At 65.6% G+C, this 19,825-nt stretch carries 19 protein-coding genes; 10 read left to right on the forward strand and 9 right to left on the reverse strand.

Annotated elements, in window-relative coordinates:
* Window positions 1-47: 47 nt before the first annotated feature.
* A complete protein-coding gene (locus L1080_RS12345) occupies window positions 48-563 on the forward strand; it encodes a ribonuclease FAU-1 family protein (RefSeq protein WP_250774350.1) in 516 nt (171 codons plus the stop codon).
* A gap of 2 nt (window positions 564-565) precedes the next feature.
* Here the strand turns inward: L1080_RS12345 and coaE are convergent, their stop codons facing one another.
* Window positions 566-1,780, reverse strand: coding sequence for a dephospho-CoA kinase (gene coaE, locus L1080_RS12350; protein ID WP_250774406.1), 1,215 nt, complete (start codon window positions 1,778-1,780; stop codon window positions 566-568).
* A 169-nt stretch (window positions 1,781-1,949) separates the two neighbouring features.
* Here coaE and L1080_RS12355 point away from each other — a divergent pair, with 169 nt between their 5' ends.
* Window positions 1,950-2,171, forward strand: coding sequence for a hypothetical protein (locus tag L1080_RS12355; protein ID WP_109329413.1), 222 nt, complete (start codon window positions 1,950-1,952; stop codon window positions 2,169-2,171).
* A 150-nt stretch (window positions 2,172-2,321) separates the two neighbouring features.
* On the opposite strand, the gene rpsA is transcribed toward L1080_RS12355, so the two are convergent.
* A complete protein-coding gene (gene rpsA, locus L1080_RS12360) occupies window positions 2,322-3,809 on the reverse strand; it encodes a 30S ribosomal protein S1 (protein WP_109329412.1) in 1,488 nt (495 codons plus the stop codon).
* A 214-nt stretch (window positions 3,810-4,023) separates the two neighbouring features.
* Here rpsA and L1080_RS12365 point away from each other — a divergent pair, with 214 nt between their 5' ends.
* Window positions 4,024-4,920, forward strand: coding sequence for a class I SAM-dependent methyltransferase (locus tag L1080_RS12365; protein WP_250774348.1), 897 nt, complete (start codon window positions 4,024-4,026; stop codon window positions 4,918-4,920).
* 28 nt (window positions 4,921-4,948) lie between these two features.
* On the opposite strand, the gene L1080_RS12370 is transcribed toward L1080_RS12365, so the two are convergent.
* From L1080_RS12370 to L1080_RS12395, 6 genes are all read right to left on the reverse strand, one after another.
* Window positions 4,949-5,728, reverse strand: coding sequence for an ABC transporter permease (locus L1080_RS12370; RefSeq protein ID WP_250774346.1), 780 nt, complete (start codon window positions 5,726-5,728; stop codon window positions 4,949-4,951).
* Window positions 5,725-6,417, reverse strand: coding sequence for an ABC transporter ATP-binding protein (locus tag L1080_RS12375; RefSeq protein WP_159921859.1), 693 nt, complete (start codon window positions 6,415-6,417; stop codon window positions 5,725-5,727). Before L1080_RS12375 ends, L1080_RS12370 begins: the two co-directional genes overlap by 4 nt.
* The gene (locus L1080_RS12380) at window positions 6,414-7,175 is read right to left on the reverse strand and encodes an amino acid ABC transporter ATP-binding protein (RefSeq protein WP_109329408.1); all 762 of its coding nucleotides are present in this window, start codon (window positions 7,173-7,175) and stop codon (window positions 6,414-6,416) included. Before L1080_RS12380 ends, L1080_RS12375 begins: the two co-directional genes overlap by 4 nt.
* Window positions 7,172-8,155 (reverse strand): amino acid ABC transporter permease, encoded by a 984-nt coding sequence (locus tag L1080_RS12385; RefSeq protein ID WP_284708525.1) that lies wholly within the window; start codon window positions 8,153-8,155, stop codon window positions 7,172-7,174. The genes L1080_RS12380 and L1080_RS12385 overlap by 4 nt, the downstream gene beginning before the upstream one ends.
* Window positions 8,156-8,175: 20 nt before the next feature.
* On the reverse strand, window positions 8,176-9,105 hold the full coding sequence (locus L1080_RS12390) for an ABC transporter substrate-binding protein (RefSeq protein ID WP_159921857.1): 930 nt from the start codon (window positions 9,103-9,105) through the stop codon (window positions 8,176-8,178).
* 165 nt (window positions 9,106-9,270) lie between these two features.
* Complete coding sequence (locus L1080_RS12395) at window positions 9,271-10,368, reverse strand: isocitrate/isopropylmalate dehydrogenase family protein (RefSeq protein ID WP_250774404.1); 1,098 nt, start codon at window positions 10,366-10,368, stop codon at window positions 9,271-9,273.
* A gap of 19 nt (window positions 10,369-10,387) precedes the next feature.
* Here L1080_RS12395 and L1080_RS12400 point away from each other — a divergent pair, with 19 nt between their 5' ends.
* The 3 genes from L1080_RS12400 to trxA all read left to right on the forward strand — a co-directional run bounded on the left by L1080_RS12400 (window position 10,388) and on the right by trxA (window position 12,561).
* Window positions 10,388-10,909, forward strand: a complete 522-nt coding sequence (locus tag L1080_RS12400) for a 2'-5' RNA ligase family protein (protein ID WP_159921855.1) — start codon at window positions 10,388-10,390, stop codon at window positions 10,907-10,909.
* Between the two features lie 210 nt (window positions 10,910-11,119).
* Window positions 11,120-12,118 (forward strand): helix-turn-helix domain-containing protein, encoded by a 999-nt coding sequence (locus L1080_RS12405; RefSeq protein ID WP_308202184.1) that lies wholly within the window; start codon window positions 11,120-11,122, stop codon window positions 12,116-12,118.
* Between the two features lie 74 nt (window positions 12,119-12,192).
* Window positions 12,193-12,561: a thioredoxin gene (trxA, locus tag L1080_RS12410; RefSeq protein ID WP_109329403.1), complete on the forward strand. Its 369-nt coding sequence runs from the start codon at window positions 12,193-12,195 to the stop codon at window positions 12,559-12,561.
* 87 nt (window positions 12,562-12,648) lie between these two features.
* On the opposite strand, the gene polA is transcribed toward trxA, so the two are convergent.
* Entirely contained in the window at window positions 12,649-15,393 is a 2,745-nt protein-coding gene (polA, locus tag L1080_RS12415; protein ID WP_201453565.1) for a DNA polymerase I, read from the reverse strand.
* A gap of 226 nt (window positions 15,394-15,619) precedes the next feature.
* Between polA and L1080_RS12420 the strand changes: the two genes are divergently transcribed.
* The 4 genes from L1080_RS12420 to L1080_RS12435 are packed head-to-tail and all read left to right on the forward strand — an operon-like array spanning window position 15,620 to window position 19,787.
* Entirely contained in the window at window positions 15,620-16,990 is a 1,371-nt protein-coding gene (locus L1080_RS12420) for a branched-chain amino acid ABC transporter permease (protein WP_250774343.1), read from the forward strand.
* A 4-nt stretch (window positions 16,991-16,994) separates the two neighbouring features.
* Window positions 16,995-17,984, forward strand: a complete 990-nt coding sequence (locus L1080_RS12425; RefSeq protein ID WP_159921853.1) for a branched-chain amino acid ABC transporter permease — start codon at window positions 16,995-16,997, stop codon at window positions 17,982-17,984.
* A complete protein-coding gene (locus L1080_RS12430) occupies window positions 17,977-18,996 on the forward strand; it encodes an ABC transporter ATP-binding protein (RefSeq protein WP_250774341.1) in 1,020 nt (339 codons plus the stop codon). Before L1080_RS12425 ends, L1080_RS12430 begins: the two co-directional genes overlap by 8 nt.
* The gene (locus tag L1080_RS12435) at window positions 18,993-19,787 is read left to right on the forward strand and encodes an ABC transporter ATP-binding protein (RefSeq protein WP_250774339.1); all 795 of its coding nucleotides are present in this window, start codon (window positions 18,993-18,995) and stop codon (window positions 19,785-19,787) included. Before L1080_RS12430 ends, L1080_RS12435 begins: the two co-directional genes overlap by 4 nt.
* Window positions 19,788-19,825: the final 38 nt, after the last annotated feature.

A 19,825-nucleotide genomic window follows, 5' to 3' on the forward strand; every position in this document is an offset into this window, starting at 1 on the left:
GGTCCCGACCTGCGCCGGTGGCAGCGCAGTGCCGTAGGTTCTGCCTCATGGAAGGCGTTGCTCATCCGCACCCACCCAAGATCGAATATTTCGATCTCCGCAACAGCACCAACACGGATCCGAAAGGATTCGTCCGTCCGGTGGAGCAATTCCGCGTCGAGCCGTGGGGGCTCTACATGGCGCGGACGGCCGACCATCGGCAGTTCGACTACCTCGAGTCGTGGCTGCTTCCCGACCTGGGACTCCGGGCCTCCATTTTCCATTTCCGGCCGGAGCATCGGCGGGACCAGGACCACTACGTCGACATCGGCGTGTTCACCCGAGGCGACGACATCTGGACGTCGGAGGACCACTACCTCGATCTGGTCGTGCGAACCGGGCGGAGCACCGAATTACTGGATGTGGACGAGCTGATGGATGCGCACAGCGCCGGTCTGCTCGATACGGCCACCGCCGAGAAGGCGATCAGTACCGCCGTCGCCGCCATCGAGGGCCTGGCCACACACGGCCACGACCTCGGGCGGTGGTTGGCCTCGCTCGGAATGCCGATCGACTGGCGGTGATGTCAGGCCTTCCAGCCCGCGCGATCGGCCCATTCCCACGCCCGGGAGTAGGCCGTGTCGAACCAGGGAGTCTTCGCGTCGATGTAGGCGGTGACCGCATCCTCGTACGAGCTGTGGCCGGCGGCCTTGTCTGCCGCGCCCTCCTTGATATCGGTGTACTCGGCCCGGACATCGGGATGGGCTCGGAGCCAGTCGCGAAACACCAGTGCGAACTGCTGTCCGGGCCATCCATCGACCCGAAGATGAATGTTGACCGGCCGGCCCGGGTCGGCTCCCCCGTGAATTCTCTTGTCCCACAACGCTGGGTCGGTCTCGCCACCGAGATAGGATGGCTTGGGATCGTCCGCCGTGATGTGCTCGATACGAGGAAACCCCGCCTCGGCAAGCGGTTCGGCGAGGTCGTCCGCCGTCGCGAGGTCGGCAACGGTGACCTGCAGATCGATGACATCCTTTGCCGGCATACCCTCGACCGCGGTAGACCCGATGTGATCGACCCGCACCGCGCGGTCCCCGCACACCAACTGCAGTCGGGCGATCAACCGCGCGGCCTCTCCCGCCCACCGCGGATCCGGCGCCACGAGTGCAGGCAACGGCCGCACGACGGTGCGGGTACGGATATTGGACGCGAAGGGAGCGATCCGCTCCGACCACAGGGCCCTGACCACGGGTTCGAGCGCCCCGGGCTCCCCACTGTTGTCGAGTAGGACGTCCGCGGCTGCCCGCCGCTGCTCGTCGTCCGCCTGCGCGGCGATCCTCGCCCGCGCGTCCGCTTCCGGCATGCCTCGGGACCCGACGAGTCTGCGTACCCGTTCCTCCGCGTCGACGAACACGATCAGGACCAGATGGAACGCGGCGCCCATACCGCCCTCGACCAGCAACGGAATGTCCTGCACCAGCACCGCGTCGGCCGCTGCTGAATCGATGAGTTCCGCCGTGCGCGCACCGACGAGTGGATGCACGATCGAGTTCAGCGCCAACCTCGATTCCTCGTCCGCGAAGGCACGTGCCGCCAGGGCCGCCCGGTCGAGCGCCCCGGCCTCCGTAAGGATGTCGTTGCCGAATCGCTCCACGAGAGCGGTCAAGCCGGGGGTGCCCGGCTCGACGACCTCACGGGCGATCAGGTCTGCGTCGACGATCACGGCTCCCAGTTCCGCCAGGATCTTCGACACGGTGGACTTGCCGGCTCCAATGCCTCCGGTGAGGCCGATTCTCAACACGTCACCCAGTGTGGCATCCACCCTGCCCTCGCCTGCGCGACCCCACCGACATCATCTCCCCCACCGTTACCGGCAGACTCACCGATCCCAAATACCACCGATGGGCAGCACGGTCGGTTATGTTCTAGCGAACGGCCCGACCTGCACCTTCTCGAAGAAGAGGAACGCCATGCGCGAGCAACGCCTTCAGCCCGGTCGGCACCGCCTCGGCACCGCGGGTGGCGTGCATTGCCTCGAGATACCCGCGGTCGCTTCGGCACTCGCCGAGCATCGTCGGACGTGGCTCACCGCGATGATCAGCCAGGGCAAGCACAGCTTCGCGTCGATGCGTAAACGCTCGGAGGGCCAGGCGTCGTCGTCGAGTTACTGGATTCCCGTCACCGCGAACTGAACCCCAGCGTCCTTCCACGCGACTGTGGCCCGGCCTTCACCAAAGGCCGGGCCACAGTCGTTTTGGGCGGCAGCACCGACAAAAACCCCGCTCCTGCCGGGGCAGGAGCGGGGTCTCGTTTTCTGTGCCTGACTGGGTCAGGCGGGCCTACTAGGCGTTGCCCGACAGCTTCTCGCGCAGAGCGGCGAGCTGTGCATCGCTCGCAAGCGATCCACCAGCAGATTCGGACGCCGGAGCAGATGCGGACGACGACGCGGTGTCGGCATCGCCTGCGCCCGACTCCGAGGAGTAGCCGGCAGCAGCGGTGGCAGCCTCGGCGGCCTCGTCTGCAGCGGTCTTCTCCATCTGAGCGGTGTGCATCTTGTGGCGACGCTCAGCCTCGGCGTAGCGGTTCTCCCACTCTTCACGCTGCTTGTCGAAGCCCTCGAGCCATTCGTTGGTCTCGGGATCGAAGCCCTCAGGGAAGATGTAGTTGCCCTGCTCGTCGTAGCTGTCCGCCATGCCGTACTTGGACGGATCGAACTCGGCGTTGTAGTCCTCGTTGGCCTGCTTCAGCGACAGCGAGATACGACGACGCTCGAGGTCGATGTCGATGACCTTGACCAGCGCATCGTCGCCGACGCCGACAACCTGGTCCGGGACCTCGACGTGGCGCTCGGCCAGCTCCGAGATGTGGACGAGGCCTTCGATTCCCTCTTCGACGCGCACGAAGGCACCGAACGGAACCAGCTTGGTGACCTTACCGGGCACGATCTGGCCGATGGCGTGCGTGCGGGCGAACTGACGCCACGGATCTTCCTGGGTGGCCTTGAGCGACAGGGACACGCGCTCGCGGTCGAGATCGACGTCGAGAACCTCGACGGTGACCTCGGTGCCGACCTCGACAACCTCGGAGGGGTGGTCGATGTGCTTCCAGGACAGCTCGGACACGTGCACCAGGCCGTCGACGCCGCCCAGGTCCACGAAGGCACCGAAGTTGACGATGGAGGACACGACGCCCTTGCGGACCTGGCCCTTCTGGAGCTGGTGCAGGAACTCGCTGCGAACCTCGGACTGCGTCTGCTCGAGCCATGCGCGGCGCGAGAGGACGACGTTGTTGCGGTTCTTGTCGAGCTCGATGATCTTGGCCTCGATCTCCTTGCCGACGTACGGCTGGAGGTCGCGGACACGGCGCATCTCGACGAGCGAGGCGGGAAGGAAGCCACGCAGGCCGATGTCGAGGATCAAGCCGCCCTTGACGACCTCGATGACGGTGCCCTTGACGGCCTCGTCCTTCTCCTTGAGCTCCTCGATGGTGCCCCAGGCACGCTCGTACTGAGCGCGCTTCTTCGACAGGATCAGTCGGCCTTCCTTGTCCTCCTTGGTGAGGACGAGAGCTTCGACCTCATCGCCCACGGAGACGACCTCGTTGGGGTCGACGTCGTGCTTGATGGAGAGCTCACGGGAAGGGATGACGCCTTCGGTCTTGTAACCGATGTCGAGCAGAACCTCGTCGCGATCGACCTTGACGATGGTGCCTTCGACGATGTCACCATCGTTGAAGTACTTGATCGTTGCGTCGATGGCGGCGAGGAAGTCCTCGGCGGAGCCGATGTCGTTGACGGCTACCTGCGGCGAGGTGACGGTGGTGGAGGGCATATGTTGAGTTGCTCCGGACGGGTTGTGGTCGGTTGATGGTGTTCTGTCGGACAAAGCACGAGAACAGTGCAACGACACCTGACCGGAACCGAACGAAAACTCGAACCGTACCCAATCGGATGTCGCGCACGTAGACACTCGCGTGCAATAGGCTACGCGCCCCTGGGCAAGCTGGGCAAACCCGGGTCCGTTCCCACGCTCTAGTCTGTTGCGCATGCCCGACTCTCGTGCGACAGATCCCGCCCACTCCCCCGAAGACGACCGCCACGGCACCGCCAACAGTGTCCTCGGAACCGCCGGAGTCAGCCGCATCCGGGTCGACTCGGAGGCCAGCGAACGCGCGAGCCGAGCATGGTGGGACGCCGACGCCGACGACTACCACCGCACCCATGGCGAGTTCCTCGGGGTGGACGCGGCGGACGGCGAGTTCGTGTGGTGCCCGGAGGGGCTTCACGAGGGCGATCACCACCTGCTGGGCGACGTCGCCGGCAAGGACGTCCTCGAAGTCGGCTGCGGCTCGGCTCCCTGCGCACGGTGGCTTGCCGGCCAGGGGGCGCGGGCGGTGGGACTCGACATTTCGCGGGCGATGCTCGACCGCGGCGTCGACGCCATGCGTGCGGGAGGACCGGTGGTGCCGCTGATTCAAGCAGGAGCCGAGCACCTCCCTTTCGCGGACGGAAGCTTCGACCTCGCATGTTCGGCTTTTGGGGCAGTTCCGTTCGTTGCCGATTCCGCGGGGGTCATGCGCGAGGTGGCCCGGGTCCTGAGGCCCGGCGGTCTGTGGGTGTTCGCCGTCAACCATCCGATCCGCTGGATCTTCCCCGACGATCCCGGGCCGCGTGGACTCACCGTCACGCTCCCCTACTTCGATCGCACGCCCTACGTGGAGGTGGACTCGGCCGGCGTGCCGACCTACGTGGAGCACCACCGCACCATCGGTGACCGCGTTCGCGAGATCGTCGCCGCCGGACTCGAAGTGCGCGACATCATCGAGCCCGAGTGGCCCGAATGGCTCGATCGGGAGTGGGGTCAATGGAGCCCGCTACGGGGCCAGCTCTTCCCCGGCACGGCGATCTTCAGTTGCCGCAAACCTGTCGCCGACAGCCCGTAGCCCGGGGCAGCCACAGACACCCGAGAGGTCAGCGGGCGCGGGCGACGGGTACCAGTCGTTGATCGGCCGTGGTGAGCCTCCGCAGCGTGCCGAGACCCGTCACCACCACAGCGATGACGACGCCGGCCAGAATGACGTACATCAGTGCGAGCTGAGCGAACACCGCTTCCATGGGGTCGACGCCCGCGAGAATCAGACCGGTCATCGCGCCGGGCAGGAACACGATGCCCAGAGCTGCCGTCTGCTCGATCTGGGACGAAATAGCCGTTCGCAGAGCCGACCGTAGCTGCCGATCGAAGGCGCGGCGAGGTGTCATCCCGAGAGCGAGTCCGGCCTCGATCTCGGCGCGATGGTCGGCCACCGACTCACTGACCCGCGTGGCGGCGATGACGGCGGACTTCATCGAGTTCCCGACGATCATGCCGGCGACGGGCACGAGCGTCCGCCCGTTCAGCTCGAAGATCCGAGCGCCGAAGATCACGGCCAGGCCCACCACGGCCACCGCCGCCATGGCGGCCAGCGCGATGACATACAACGCGGGGACCGTCGGTGCCCGGCGCGTGATCGTGTACGCGGCGAAGAATACGATGCCGATGACCCACAGCCACGACCACCACAGCGGGGTCTGTGGCCGCACGAGTGGAACCAGCGCCACCCCGACGATCATCATCTGCACGAGGGAACGCGCCACGGAGACGACGATCGGCGTCGTCAGCGAAAGCCGTTGCTGCGCTGAGAGTCCGATAGCGACAGCGACGAAGATCAGCGATGCGAGAAGACCGGCCCATCCGATGATCGTCGAGCTCACGTCTCCGACTCCCCCGCCATCGGACGGTCCGAATAGTCGCCGGGGGCACCGGTATAAACGATGTGCCCCGAATCGAGGGCCACCAGGTGATCTGCCAGCCGGCGCATCTGTCCGAGATCATGGGTGACCCAGAGAATGGGCATCCCCTCCTTCGCCAGTCGCAGCACGAGCGACTCGAGCTGCGCCGAAGATTCCGTGTCGAGGGCCGCGGTCGGTTCGTCTGCGAGCAGAACCGACGGCCGGGTCGCGAGCGCCCTGGCCAGGACCATGCGCTGCATCTCGCCTCCCGACAGGGTGTCGGCCACCTGCCCGAGCATTGCGGGGTCGAGCCCGACGTGGCGAAGTAACTCACCTCCGCGCGCCTCGTCGACACCGGGGTCGGCGGCACGGACGTTGTCCAGCACCGTTCCCGGAAATGCGGTGGGCTGCTGGAACACCATGCCCACCGTCCGCCGGTGCGCCAGCACGTCCACGTCGGCCAGCGACCGTCCGCGAAACCGAACGACTCCCGTGGTCGGGACCTCCAGCCGGTTGCAGCATCGCAACAGCGTCGACTTCCCGGCTCCCGAACGCCCCACCAGCACCGTGATTCCCGCTTCCGGAATGGTCACGTCGATGTCGCGCAGCACACGGGTCCCGCCCTGCTCGACGTCGACACCGACGAAGTCGAAGAGCGCCGGCTCGCTCACAGCAACTTCGACAGGAACGCCTTGGTGCGGTCGTGCTGCGGATTGGCCAGCAGTTCGCGTGGCTCTCCCGATTCGACCACCACGCCGGCGTCCATGAACACCAGTTGATCGGCCACCTCGCGGGCGAACCCCATCTCGTGAGTGACCACGACCATGGTCATGCCGCCTGCCGCAAGGTCTTTCATGACGGTGAGGACCTCACCGACGAGTTCCGGGTCGAGCGCCGAGGTGGGCTCGTCGAACAACATCAGCTTCGGGTCCATCGCGAGTGCCCGGGCGATGGCGACCCGCTGCTGCTGACCGCCCGACAGTTGGGCAGGGTAGGCGTCGGCCTTCTCGCTCAGCCCGACCTGGGCCAGCAGTTCACGTCCACGCTCGACGGCCTTCTTCTTGCTGAGCCGCTTGACCTGGGTGGGCGCCTCGATGATGTTCTCGAGCGCGGTCCGGTGCGGGAACAGATTGAAGTGCTGGAAGACCATGCCGATGTCGCGCCGCTGCTTCGCCGCCGCACGGGGATGCAGTTCGTACAGCTTGCCGTTCCGCTCCGAGTACCCCACGAGTTCACCGTCGACGTAGAGCCGCCCGGCATTGACCTGCTCGAGGTGGTTGATGCAGCGCAGGAATGTCGACTTGCCGGACCCCGAGGGGCCGACCAGGCACAGCACCTGCCCGCGGCCGATTTCGAGTGAGATGCCCTTGAGTACTTTCAGCGCACCGAAGTTCTTGCACACCTGGTCCGCCTTGACCATCGGCGTCATTTTCGTTCCCCTCCGGGTGTGTCGGGCAGCGTCTCGGGGCCGGGTTCGATCACCAGCGGCTTGCCCTGCGCGTCGGCGAGCGCCTGCAACTGCCGGGCGGTGAGCTTGCGCGTCGCGCCCTTCGAGTAGTACCGCTCGAGGTAGAACTGCCCGATCATCAGGAGACTCGTAATGGCGAGGTACCAGGTGGCCGCGACCATCAGCAACGGAATCGGCTGGAAGTTGGCACCCGAAATGTCTCTGGCACGGCCGTACAGTTCGAGGCTGTACGGGACCGCGGTGACCAGCGAGGTGGTTTTCAGCATGCTGATCAGTTCATTGCCGGTGGGCGGGATGATGACCCGCATCGCCTGTGGCAGCACTGTCCGCCGCATCGTCTGCGACCACGTCATGCCCAGCGCCACCGACGCCTCGGTCTGCCCCTCGGCGACCGAGTTGACGCCGGCCCGCACGATTTCGGCCATGTACGCGGCCTCGTTGAGGCCCAGGCCGATCACCGCGAACAGGAACGCCGCGTTGATGCCCTGCAGGTCGATGTGCACGAACTGGTGCACGAAGGGGATGCCGAGGTCGAGTTGCTTGTAGATGGACGGGAACAGGCCCCAGAACACCAGCTGGACGTATACCGGGGTGCCGCGGAAGATCCACAGATAACCCCAGGACGACGCCTTGAGCACCGGGTTTGGCGACAACCGCATGACAGCGAGCAGCACGCCGAGCACGATGGCAATCGCCATCGACAGAATCGTCAGCTGAATCGTGTTCCAGGCCGCTGCGGAAATTCGCGCGTCGAACAGGTAGCGGATGTAGATGTCCCAGCGATACGCCTCGTTGGTGCGGGCACCGTTGACGAACAGAGCGAGGAGTAACCCGACGACGATCGCAGCGATCCAGCGCCCGGGCCGTCGCAGCGGGATCGCTTTGATCGGCTCGGGATCCGAACCCGTCGCGGTCGTGACATCGCCCGGCACCTTTTCCAGATCAGACACTCGTCAACCGCTCAGCTCGTGGCGCCGTTGATGTGCGAAGTCGTGATGACGCCGGCCTGGACGCCCCAGTTCTCCGCGATCTTCTGATATGTGCCGTCGTCGATGAGGTGTTGCATGGCCTTCTGGAGAACGGGTCCGAGGGGCGATCCCTTGGCGACGGGCCAGCCGTAGGGCGCGGCGTCGAAGACCTCGCCCGCCGCCTCGATCCTGCCGTCGCTCTGCTTGATCGCGTAGGCGGTGACGGGCGAATCCGCGGACATGGCATCGACCTTGCCGAGGGCGACCGCGTTGGCGGCGTCGTCCTGACTGTCGAACTTCACGATCTCGATCGCCGGCTTACCGGCCGCCACACACGCGGCACTCTTGGCGGGTACTTCCTCGAGGTCCTCGATGGTGGTGGTTTGCACCCCGACCCGCAGACCGCACGCGTTGTTGGGATCGACATTCTTACCGACAGGCTGGGCCCACTGCACGCCCGCGCTGAAGTACGTGACGAAATCGACGGACTGCTCGCGTTCCTTGGTGTCCGTGAACGAGGACATGCCCATGTCGTAACTGCCGGCCTGGATCGACGGGATGATCTTGTCGAAGTCGGCTTCGGTGTACTCCGGCGTGACCCCGAGTACCTTGCCGACCGCGTCGACGAGATCCACGTCGAAGCCGACGATCTTTCCGCTGGGATCCTTGAACTCGTTGGGCGAGTACGGGATGTTCACGCCGACCACGATCTTGCCCGACGACGCGATCTTCTCCGGCAACTCGGCCGCGATGGCATCCACCTTCTCAACTTCCACCGTGGCGGCGGCGTCACCCGAAGGGGAACCGCCACCTTCGGTATTGCTGGCACAGCCGGCGAGGAGCAGCGCGCTGCTTCCCGCCAGTGCACAGATGGTTCGGGCCACGCGCCGACGCGTGAAGACGGATCGACCAGACACTGGCATGTCCTCCAGAAAAATCGTGATGCATCGAAAATCGTGTTGCACCGTACGAGCTACGGCGACGGAGAACTCGCGAACTCCGAATAGTCGAACGGTAGGTTACGGCACCCACATCTGCAGACGTCGTTACCGAACATTAACGGCCCGTGCCGTGCCGTGACCGCGCTTTCACCGACGCAGGGTACGGGCGAGGACGGTCTCGGTGAATTCGCTGGTCGACGCGAGTCCACCCAGGTCAGAAGTGGCCACTCCGGACGCGATCGTCGACCGGACGGCATCCCGGATCCGGGTCGCCGCACCGACCAGGTGCCGGTCGGCTCGGCGCTCGCCGAGCAGGTCGAGCATCATCGCGGCCGACAGCATCAGCGCCGTGGGATTGGCCCGGTTGTGTCCTGCGATGTCCGGGGCCGCACCATGTGCCGCCTGCGCCATGACCTGGGTGTCGGAGCTGTTGATCGACGGCGCGGTGCCGAGTGAGCCGGACAGCTCGCCCGTGAGATCCGACAGGATGTCACCGAACATGTTCTCCGCCACCACGACATCGAAGTCGCGTCCGCGGCGCACCAGGTGGGCGGTCATCGCGTCGACGTGCTGGTCATCGATCTGAACATCCGGGTAGTGGCGCTCGCCCACGTCCCGGCAGACGTCACGGAACAGTCCCGTCGTCAACGACAGGACGTTGGCCTTGTGCACGATCGTCACGTGGCGCCGCCGGGTCCGGGCGAGCGCGAACGCTGTGTGTGCGATGCGTTCACAGGCCCGCCTGGTGACGACGCCGACTGCGAGGGCCACATCGGGGGTGGGCATGAACTCGCCACTGCCGGCGAACATATTTCGATCCGCATACAGGCCTTCGGTGTTCTCGCGAACGATCACCAGATCCATGTCCGGCACCATCGAGGCGACCCCCTCCAGCGAACGGGCCGGGCGGATGTTGGCGAACAGGTCGAATTCCTTGCGGATGACTCCCCCAGGGGTCAGCTGCCCGCGGAACGGTTCCGGATAGGCCGCGCTGTCGTGCGGACCGAGGATCCACGCGTCGAGCTCCGCCAGGGCCGCCAGGGTGGAGTCCGGCAGCGGCGTGCCGTGGGAGTCGATCGCATCGAGCCCGAGGGGCAACGTCACCCAGTCGACGTCGGCCCCACCGGCGGCGGTGACGGCCGCGGTCACCACGCGCTGCGTTGCCGGAACGATCTCGTGACCGATGCCGTCACCGAGGACCACGCCGATGCGTTTATCCGAGTTGTTTGCCGTAGGACCACCCATGAGGCCATCATTGCCTACCATGGTCCAGTCGGTGGAACTGCTGTTCGACGAGGCGACCGACGACGCCGTGCGCAACGAGTGGAAACTCCTCTGGGACGCCGGTCTGCCGAGCAGAACTCGCGTTCGCGCACTGTCGAATCGGCCGCACGTCACACTGTTCGTCGCGCGCCATATCCCGCCCGAGATCGACGAGCTCCTGGGGCGCCGTATCCCCACCCCGTCGTTCCATGTCCGTCTGGGAGGACTGGTCATGTTCGGCGGCAGGCACGTCACGTTGTCGCGTCTGGTGGTGCCGTCCAAGGCCCTGTTGTCGTTACACCGGTCGGTGTTCGATCTCGCCGAGCACGCCACCGAGGTGACGCCGCACATCCGTCCGGGTGAATGGACTCCCCACGTCACTCTGGCGCGGCGCCTGCCAGCGGATCAGATCGCCGACGCCGTACGACTACTCGACGGCGGCGACATCATCGGCCGCGCCTCGGTGGTACGGCGATGGGACGGAGATGCCAAACGCGAGTGGACCGTGACGGCCCCGCCGTGACCGGACTCGCCCTCAAAACCGGAAATCGCCGTGCTGGGTGACGTCGTTGTGCGTGTCGGGCGTGCGGTCGGCGAGCGCCAAGGCAGCCAGTGCCAGGAACACGAGCAGAACCACAACCAGGATTGTCATGCCCTAAGCCTTACGCCGGCAGCTTCCGAGAAATAGTGGCAGAAACGTCATAGTTCGAATTATTTCTGCCATACTGGTGCGGTGTTGAAAAAGGTCGTAGTACCGCTTATGCCGCTTACCGAAGCCTTCGAACTCGGCGTCGCCTGCGAGGTGTTCGGATTCGACAGATCCGACGACGGACTTCCCACCTACGACTTCTCACTCGTCGCCGGCGTCTCCCAACCGATCCGCACACGATTCGGCTACGGCATCGACGTCCCGTATGACCTCGACCGGCTCGACGACGCAGACCTCATCATCGTCCCGGCGGGCGGAACCTACGCGGAAGCGGACGGGTCGTACGTCTGCGCGAAGGATCCCGACCCGTGCATGGACCCGTTGCTGGACAAACTTCGTGCCGCCGTCGAGCGGGGAGCGAAGGTCGCGAGTCTGTGTAACGGCGCTTTCGTTCTCGGCGCCGCGGGACTTCTCGACGGCCGCCGCTGCACCACCCACTGGCGGCACGCCCAGCGGCTCGCCGCACTGCATCCCGGCGCCACCGTCGATCCCAATGTCCTCTACGTCGACGACGACCCCGTGCTGACGAGCGCGGGCACCGCGGCCGGCATCGATCTGTGCCTGCACATCGTGCGCAAGGAACAGGGCAGCAGAGTGGCCAACGGTATCGCCCGCCGCATGGTGGTCCCGCCGCATCGAGACGGCGGTCAGGCCCAGTACGTCGCGATGCCGTTGCCGTCGACGTCGATCGACACCCTCGGACCGGTGCTGGACTGGATGACCGAACACCTCGCCCTCGACCTCTCGGTGACGGCGGTCGCGCAGAAGGCCAATATGTCGCCGCGTACGTTCGCGCGGCGATTCCAGGCCGAGACCGGCACCACCCCCGCGCGGTGGCTCAGCGATCAGCGCGTGCTGGCCGCCCAACAGCTCCTCGAGAATTCCGATCTGTCGGTCGACGTCATCGCCGAACGGGTCGGCTTCGGCGGTGGTGCGGTGCTGCGTCAGCACTTCCTCCGCCTACGGCACACCACCCCACAGGCGTACCGGCGCACCTTCCGGAACACCGAGCGCGTCGGCTGAGGCGGTTGCGGGGGAAGAATCGGCGACACTCCCGCGTTGTACTGGCACGACCGTTCCCGAACGAAAGGACCCTCGTGGCCACCAAGACCCTGACTCAACAGAATTTCGACGAGACCGTGACCGGCAACGATGTGGTCCTCGTCGACTTCTGGGCGTCCTGGTGCGGCCCGTGCCGCAGCTTCGCGCCCACCTTCGAGAAGTCCTCGGAGCAACACCCGGACGTGGTGCACGCGAAGGTCGACACCGAGGCCGAACAGGGAATCGCGGCGGCAGCGAACATCCGCTCGATCCCGACCATCATGGCGTTCCGGGAAGGCGTTCTCGTCTTCAACCAGCCGGGAGCTCTCCCGCCGGCGGCGCTCGAAGATCTGGTGACGCAGGTCAAGGCCCTTGACATGGACGAGGTACGCAAGCAGATCGCCGAGCAGACACCGGCCGAATAACGCAAAGGACGTCGTCGCCCCGAATCCCTCTGAGGTCCGGCCCCGAGTCTCTTGGAGGCTCAGCTCAGAATCTCTGTGAGGCTCAGCTCAGTGGGCGGCGGCGTCCCAGCTGCGTCCGGTGCCCACCGACACGTCGAGCGGCACCGAAAGCTCGATGGCCGAAGACATGTTGTCGCGGACCAGTTGCTCCACCTGCTCCCGCTCCGTCTCGACCACCTCGAGTACCAGTTCGTCGTGGACTTGCAACAGCATCCGCGACTTCAGTCCCGCCTCGCGCAGTGAACGCTGCACATTGATCATCGCGACCTTGATGATGTCGGCTGCGGTGCCCTGAATCGGGGCGTTGAGCGCCGCCCGCTCCGCCACCTCACGCCGTTGACGGTTGTCGCTGGTGAGGTCGGGAAGGTAGCGGCGACGGCCGTACAGCGTCGACGTGAACCCGTCCTTGCGTGCCTGCTCGACTACCGCGTGCAGGTAGTCGCGGACCCCGCCGAATCGCGCGAAATATGCCTCCATCTGCGACTTCGCCTCTTCGGTCGAAATCTTCAGCTGAGCGGCGAGGCCGAAAGCGCTCAGCCCGTATGCCAAGCCGTACGACATCGCCTTGACGCGCCTGCGCAGCTCGGGAGTGACCTCCTCGATGGGCACGCCGAAGGCCCGTGCCCCAACGAAGCTGTGTAGGTCCTCCCCCGTGTTGAATGCCTCGATCAGTCCTTCGTCGCCGGAGACGTGGGCCATGATGCGCATCTCGATCTGGCTGTAGTCGGCAGTGAGCAGCGTGTCGAACCCTTCACCGACCACGAACCCATCCCGGATCTGTCGGCCGGCGTCGTTGCGTACAGGGATGTTCTGCAGGTTCGGCTCGGTGGACGACAATCGGCCGGTGGCCGCGACGGTCTGGTTGAAGGTGGTGTGGATGCGCCCGTCCTCGGCCACCGTTTTGAGCAGCCCGTCGACCGTGACCTTCAGCCGGGTGGCGTCGCGGTGAGCCAGCAGATGTTCGAGGAAGGGATGCGACGTCTTCTCGAAAAGGCTCTGCAGCGCCTCGGCGTCGGTGGTGTATCCCGTCTTGGTCTTTTTCGTTTTCGGCATCTCCAGTTCGTCGAACAGCACAACCTGCAGCTGCTTCGGCGATCCCAGATTGATCTGCTTGCCGATGACGCCGTAGGCCGCCTCCGCCGCCTGTGACACCTCGGCTGCGAAGCGGCTCTGCAGGTCGTTGAGGTGCTCGCAATCGACGGCGATGCCCGCGGCTTCGATGTTTGCGAGTACTTCGAGCAGCGGCAGTTCCATCTCGGACAGCAGGGCGGTCGATTCGATGTCTGCGAGTTCGGTGTCGAGTGCCGCCGCCAGATCGAGTACGGCCCTGGCACTGAGAATTTCCGCTTCCGCGGCCTCGGCATCTACCTGGTCGGCGTCGTCGAGCAGTGAGAGCTGCTCCTGCCCGGTCTCTTCCACGCGCAGTTCCCGGCGCAGGTACCGCAGAGACAGGTCGTCCAGGTTGAAGGTGCGTTGACCCGGGCGGACCAGGTAGGCCGCCAGGGCGGTGTCGCTGGTGAGTCCGCCGAGTACCCAGCCGCGTCCGCGCAGAGCATGCATTGCCCATTTCGCCTCGTGCAGGGCTTTCGGCTGCTCCGCGTCGGCGAGCCAGGAGCCGAGTGCCTTTTCGTCCTCCGGCGTGGCGCCGACCGTGGTGATGTAGGCACCTTCCCCGTCCGCCGCGGCGATCGCGATGGCTGTCACGTCACCGCCGTACGGGGTGCGGGTGCCGACGACGGACACACCGGAGCGCGCACCGCTCGACGCGTGTGCCGCCAGCCAGTCTGCGACGGCACCCGGTTCGAGCGCACCGCCGCGGACCTCGAAGCCCTCCTCTGCTTCTGCTTCCACCGGCGCCAGCGTGGCGAACAGCCGATCCCGCAGCACCTTGAACTCGAGGTCGTCGAACAGCGCGTGGATCTTCTCGCGATCCCATTGGGCCAGAATCAGCTGGTCCGGGGTGTACGGCAGGGGCACGTCCCGCACCATTTCGGTGAGTTCTCGGTTGAGCAGGACGTTGGGGAGGTTGGCGCGCAGCGCGTCACCGACCTTGCCGCGCACCTGATCGACGTTGTCGACGAGGCCCACCAGATCCCCGTACTCGCGGATCCACTTGGTGGCGGTCTTCTCGCCGACTCCGGGTATACCCGGCAGATTGTCACTCGGGTCGCCGCGGAGGGCAGCGAAGTCGGGGTACTGCGCCGGAGTGAGCCCGTACTTCTCCTCCACCGCGGCCGGGGTGAACCGGGTCAGATCCGACACACCCTTCTTCGGGTACAGCACGGTGACCCCGTCGCTGACCAACTGGAGCGAATCGCGGTCACCGGTCACCACGAGGACGCGGTAACCGAGCGCCTCGGCCTGGGTGGTGAGGGTGGCGATGATGTCGTCCGCCTCGAACCCCTCCTCGGCCATCACCGGGATACCGAGAGCCCCCAGGACGTCCTTGGTGATCTCGACCTGCCCCTTGAACTCGTCGGGAGCCTTGCTGCGGTTCGCTTTGTAGTCGGGGAACTTCTCGGCCCGGAACGTCTGCCGCGACACATCGAAGGCGGCGCCGACATGCGTGGGCTGTTCGTCCCGCAGCAGATTGATCAGCATCGACGTGAACCCGTAGACGGCGTTGGTGACCTGCCCGCTGTGAGTCTTGAAGTTTTCGGCGGGCAGGGCGTAGAACGCGCGGAAGGCCAGCGAATGGCCGTCGAGCAGCATCAGGGTAGGGCGAGTCTCGTCCGGCGCGGCCGTGACGGACGCGAGGGACGTGGTGGACCGGGGTGTGGTTGCGGGGCTCACGGTTGCCCAGTCTAGGGAGCGGATCCGACACCGATCAGCCGGACGGTTCGAAACTCAACCGAAACGCGCCGGAAATCGTAGAACCCGATTTCGCGCGACTCGACCCGTTAGAGTCCGGAAATCGCAGCCCGGGCTGAAAGACGGGCCCGACGCTGCACGACCTGACCGAACTACACGTCCTCGGAGGACCTGCGTGGCCCCAACCGTGAGGAAGCGACTCCCAGCAGTGAGTGCGCGACCGATGTCCGTGAGGGAACGCACGAGACGGGGGCCGGTCACCCGGCAACTGCGCCGTGCGTTCGTCCTCCTCCTGCTCGGGTTCGTCGCGGCGATCGCGTTCGGCGGTTCCGCGGCAGCACAGCAACCCACCCCGACACCGGCGCCGCCGCCTGCCACCGGCCAACCTGCGCCCCCGGAGAATGCCGTTCCGGTCAGCGGCAATCTCAACAACGCCGGAGAGCGGCTCGCGGGTGTGACGGTGCGGGCGCTGGACGCCGACGGAACAGAGGTCGCCTCGACGGAGTCCGCGGAAACCGGGCGTTGGGAACTCCAGGTCGCGCCGGGCAGGTACACCTTCGAGATCGTCGCCGAGTCGCTCCCCGAGGGCGTCAGCGTGCAGGGAACCGTAGATCGTCAGGTGGTGGCCGGCCGCGCGAACACGGTCATCTTCTCCTTCGGTGAGGCCCGGACAGGTTCGGCGGTTCCGTTCTACGAGAAGCTGATCCGCCAGCTCATCGACGGCCTGAGGTTCGGCCTCGTGATCGCCATCGCCGGGGTCGGGCTGAGCCTGATCTACGGCACCACCGGCCTGACCAACTTCGCGCACGGTGAACTCGTCACGCTCGGCGCCGTCGCCGCCTGGGTCATCAACGTGTCGTTCGGGGTGCAGCTGATCCCGGCCACGATCCTGGCGATCATCGTCGGTGTCCTGATCGGCGTCGCCAATGACGCCGGGATCTGGCGACCCCTGCGGAAGCGCAAGACCGGACTGATCCCCCAGCTCGTGGTGTCGATCGGCCTCGCGATCGCCCTGCGGTACCTGATCCTCATCTTCTTCTCCGACCGCGCCGAACCCTTCGTCGACTACCAAGCCCAGGTGGAGAGGCATTGGGGTCCGATCGCCATCACCGACGCCAACCTCGTGTCCATCGGGATCAGCCTCGTCGTCCTGGTCGGCGTTGCCCTCCTGCTGCAGAAGACCCGCATCGGCAAGGCCATGCGTGCCGTCGCCGACAACCGCGACCTCGCTGCGTCCTCCGGCATCGACGTCGAACGAGTCATCCGGTTCGTCTGGGGGCTCGGCGGCGGACTCGCCGCGCTCGGTGGTGTCCTGTTCGGCATCTCGGAACTCGGTGGCCGCGTGCAGTGGGAGATGGGTTTCAAACTCCTGTTGCTGATGTTCGCAGGTATCACCCTCGGCGGACTCGGCACCGCCTACGGCGCACTGCTCGGCTGCGTGATCGTCGGCATGCTGGTACAGCTGTCGACCCTGGTGATCAACCCCGACCTCAAGTACATCGGAGGACTGCTCATCTTGATCGTCATCCTCGTCGTCCGGCCTCAGGGCATTCTCGGCAGCCGCCAAAGGATCGGGTGATCGTATGGACATTCCCGGAGCACTCCAGGTCTCACTCGCCCAGCTGATCGGCCCCTCCGCGATCTTCTACGCGCTGCTGGCAATCGGTCTCAACCTCCACTTCGGCTACGCCGGCCTGCTCAACTTCGGCCAGATCGGTTTCGCACTCCTCGGCGGATACGGCGTGGGCATCATGACCGTCACCTACGAGCAACCGCTCTGGCTCGGCATCCTGGTCGGTCTCGCCGCCGCCGGCCTCCTCGCTCTCGTTCTCGGTATTCCGACTCTGCGGTTGCGGGCCGACTATCTCGCCATCGTCACCATCGCGGCGTCCGAGATCCTGCGACTGATCTTCCGTTCCACCGCATCAGATTCCATCACCGGTTCGACCAACGGGCTGTTCGGCTTCGCCGACCCGTTCACCTCTCTCAGCCCATTCGATTCCGGTAAGCAGTACAACTTTCTCGGCGTGAAGTTCTACGGCGACGACCTGTGGTCCATGGTGGTCGGCTGGACCCTCGTGCTGGTCCTCTGCGGGTTCGTGTACCTCCTCACCCACAGCCCGTGGGGTCGCGTACTCAAGGCGGTTCGCGAGGACGAGGACGCCGCCCGTTCGCTTGGCAAGAACGTCTTCGTCTACAAGATGCAGGCGCTCGTTCTCGGCGGCATGATCGGCGGGCTCGGTGGCGTGTTCAACGCGTTGCAGACCAAATCGATCAACCCCGACTTCTATTCCACCGCCCAGACCTTCTTCGCATTCGGCGCCCTCATTCTCGGTGGCGCGGCCACCGTCTTCGGACCCGTGATCGGCGCGATGCTGTTCTGGTTCCTGCTCGCCATCCCCGACGCGCTCTTGCGGCAGGCCATCTCCGGCCCCGACCCCCTGTTGCCGCTGACGGAACAGCAGGTCGGCGCGATGCGGTTCGTCCTGCTGGGAATCATGATCGCGGTCCTGATGGTGTTCCGTCCGCAGGGCATACTGGGCAACAAGCGGGAGGTGCAGCTCAATGCCTGACCACAGACTGCCCGACGATCAGCAGACCGTCACCACCCTCACGACCGAGGAGCGGGAGGCGATCTTCGCCGACGTCCCCCAGGTCCCCGGCGCGCCCAAACCCGACCCGATTCTGATGGTGGACAACGTGTCCCGCACCTTCGGTGGACTCAAGGCCGTCGACGTGGCGCACCTCGAGATCCAGCGTGGGTGCATCACCGGGCTGATCGGCCCCAACGGTGCGGGCAAGACCACCCTGTTCAACCTCCTCACCGGTTTCGATCGGCCCGACAGTGGCACCTGGTCGATGGACGGCCAGTCCCTGGGCCGGATGTATCCGCATCAGGTGGCGCGCAGGGGGGTGGTACGCACCTTCCAGCTCACGAAGGCGCTGTCGAAGCTGACGGTGCTGGACAACGTCCGTCTCGGCGCCACCGGCCAGCGCGGTGAACGCATGCTCACCAGCCTGTTGCCGTGGATGTGGAAGGCACAGGAGAAGGACGTCACGGAGCGGGCCAATGAACTGCTCGCACGGTTCAAGCTCGACACCAAGGCCGACGACCTCGCCGGCTCGCTGTCCGGTGGCCAGCGCAAGTTGCTGGAAATGGCGCGCGCGCTGATGACCGAGCCGACCGTGGTGATGCTCGACGAACCGATGGCGGGCGTGAATCCGGCCCTCACTCAGAGCTTGCTCGGGCACATCAAATCGCTGCGCGACGAAGGCATGACCGTCGTCTTCGTCGAACACGACATGGACGTGATCCGCGACATCAGCGACTGGGTGGTGGTCATGGCACAGGGCAGCGTCATCGCCGAATCCATACCCGCTCACCTTTCGTCGATCAACGCCGTCGTCGACGCCTATCTGGGTAGCCACCACGATCAGGCCCTGGAGTTCGACGAGGAAGGAAACCCCGTCGGCGAGACTGCGGCGCTCGCCGAGGCGCTCGAGACTGCGGAGGCGCAGACCCTCGAGACCGGTGGCGACCTCTCCGAACCCGACATCACCGAGCTGAGGCGTGAGAACCCATGACCGAATTGACCCCAGCGGAATTCGCGGCGACGCCCGAGGAGCACGCACGGCTCGCCGAGGGCGCTCTCGTCCGGGCCGACGGTGTGGTCGCGGGATACATTCCCGGCGTCAACATTCTGCGCGAATGTAACTTCTTCCTTCGCGACGGCGAAATCGTCGGCATCATCGGCCCCAACGGCGCCGGTAAGTCGACACTACTGAAGTCCTTGTTCGGACTCATTCCGGTCCGGCAGGGCTCGGTGACGCTGCGTGGCGAGGACATCACGGCCAAGCCCGCGCACGTGCTCGTCCGGAAGGGTGTGGGCTACGTTCCGCAGACGCAGAACGTCTTCCCTTCGCTCACCATCGAGGAAAACCTCGAGATGGGAATGTATCTGCGCCCGAAGGCATTCGACGAGCGATTCGCCTTCGTGGGCGATCTTTTCCCGCTGCTGATCGAACGCAGGAAAGTGAAGGCCGGCGCCCTCTCCGGCGGTGAGCGGCAGATGGTGGCAATGGGCCGGGCGCTGATGATGGACCCGTCCGTACTGCTCCTCGACGAACCGTCCGCCGGACTCTCCCCGATGTTCCAGGACGAGGTGTTCATCCGCTGCAAGAAGATCAACGCCGCGGGCGTCTCGGTGATCATGGTGGAGCAGAACGCCCGTCGATGCCTCCAGATCTGCGACCGTGGCTACGTTCTGGACCAGGGCCGCAACGCCTACACCGACTCGGGACCCAACCTCATGCACGACCCCAAGGTGATCGAACTGTACCTGGGCACGCTGGCGGGCAGTCAAGAGAAGAAATAGTCCGCACACACGAACTGTGAGCCAGGGGTTTCCCTGGC

Source organism: Rhodococcus sp. MSC1_016 (assembly GCF_023667485.2).
In the GTDB taxonomy this organism is placed as follows: Bacteria; Actinomycetota; Actinomycetes; order Mycobacteriales; family Mycobacteriaceae; genus Rhodococcus_F; species Rhodococcus_F oxybenzonivorans.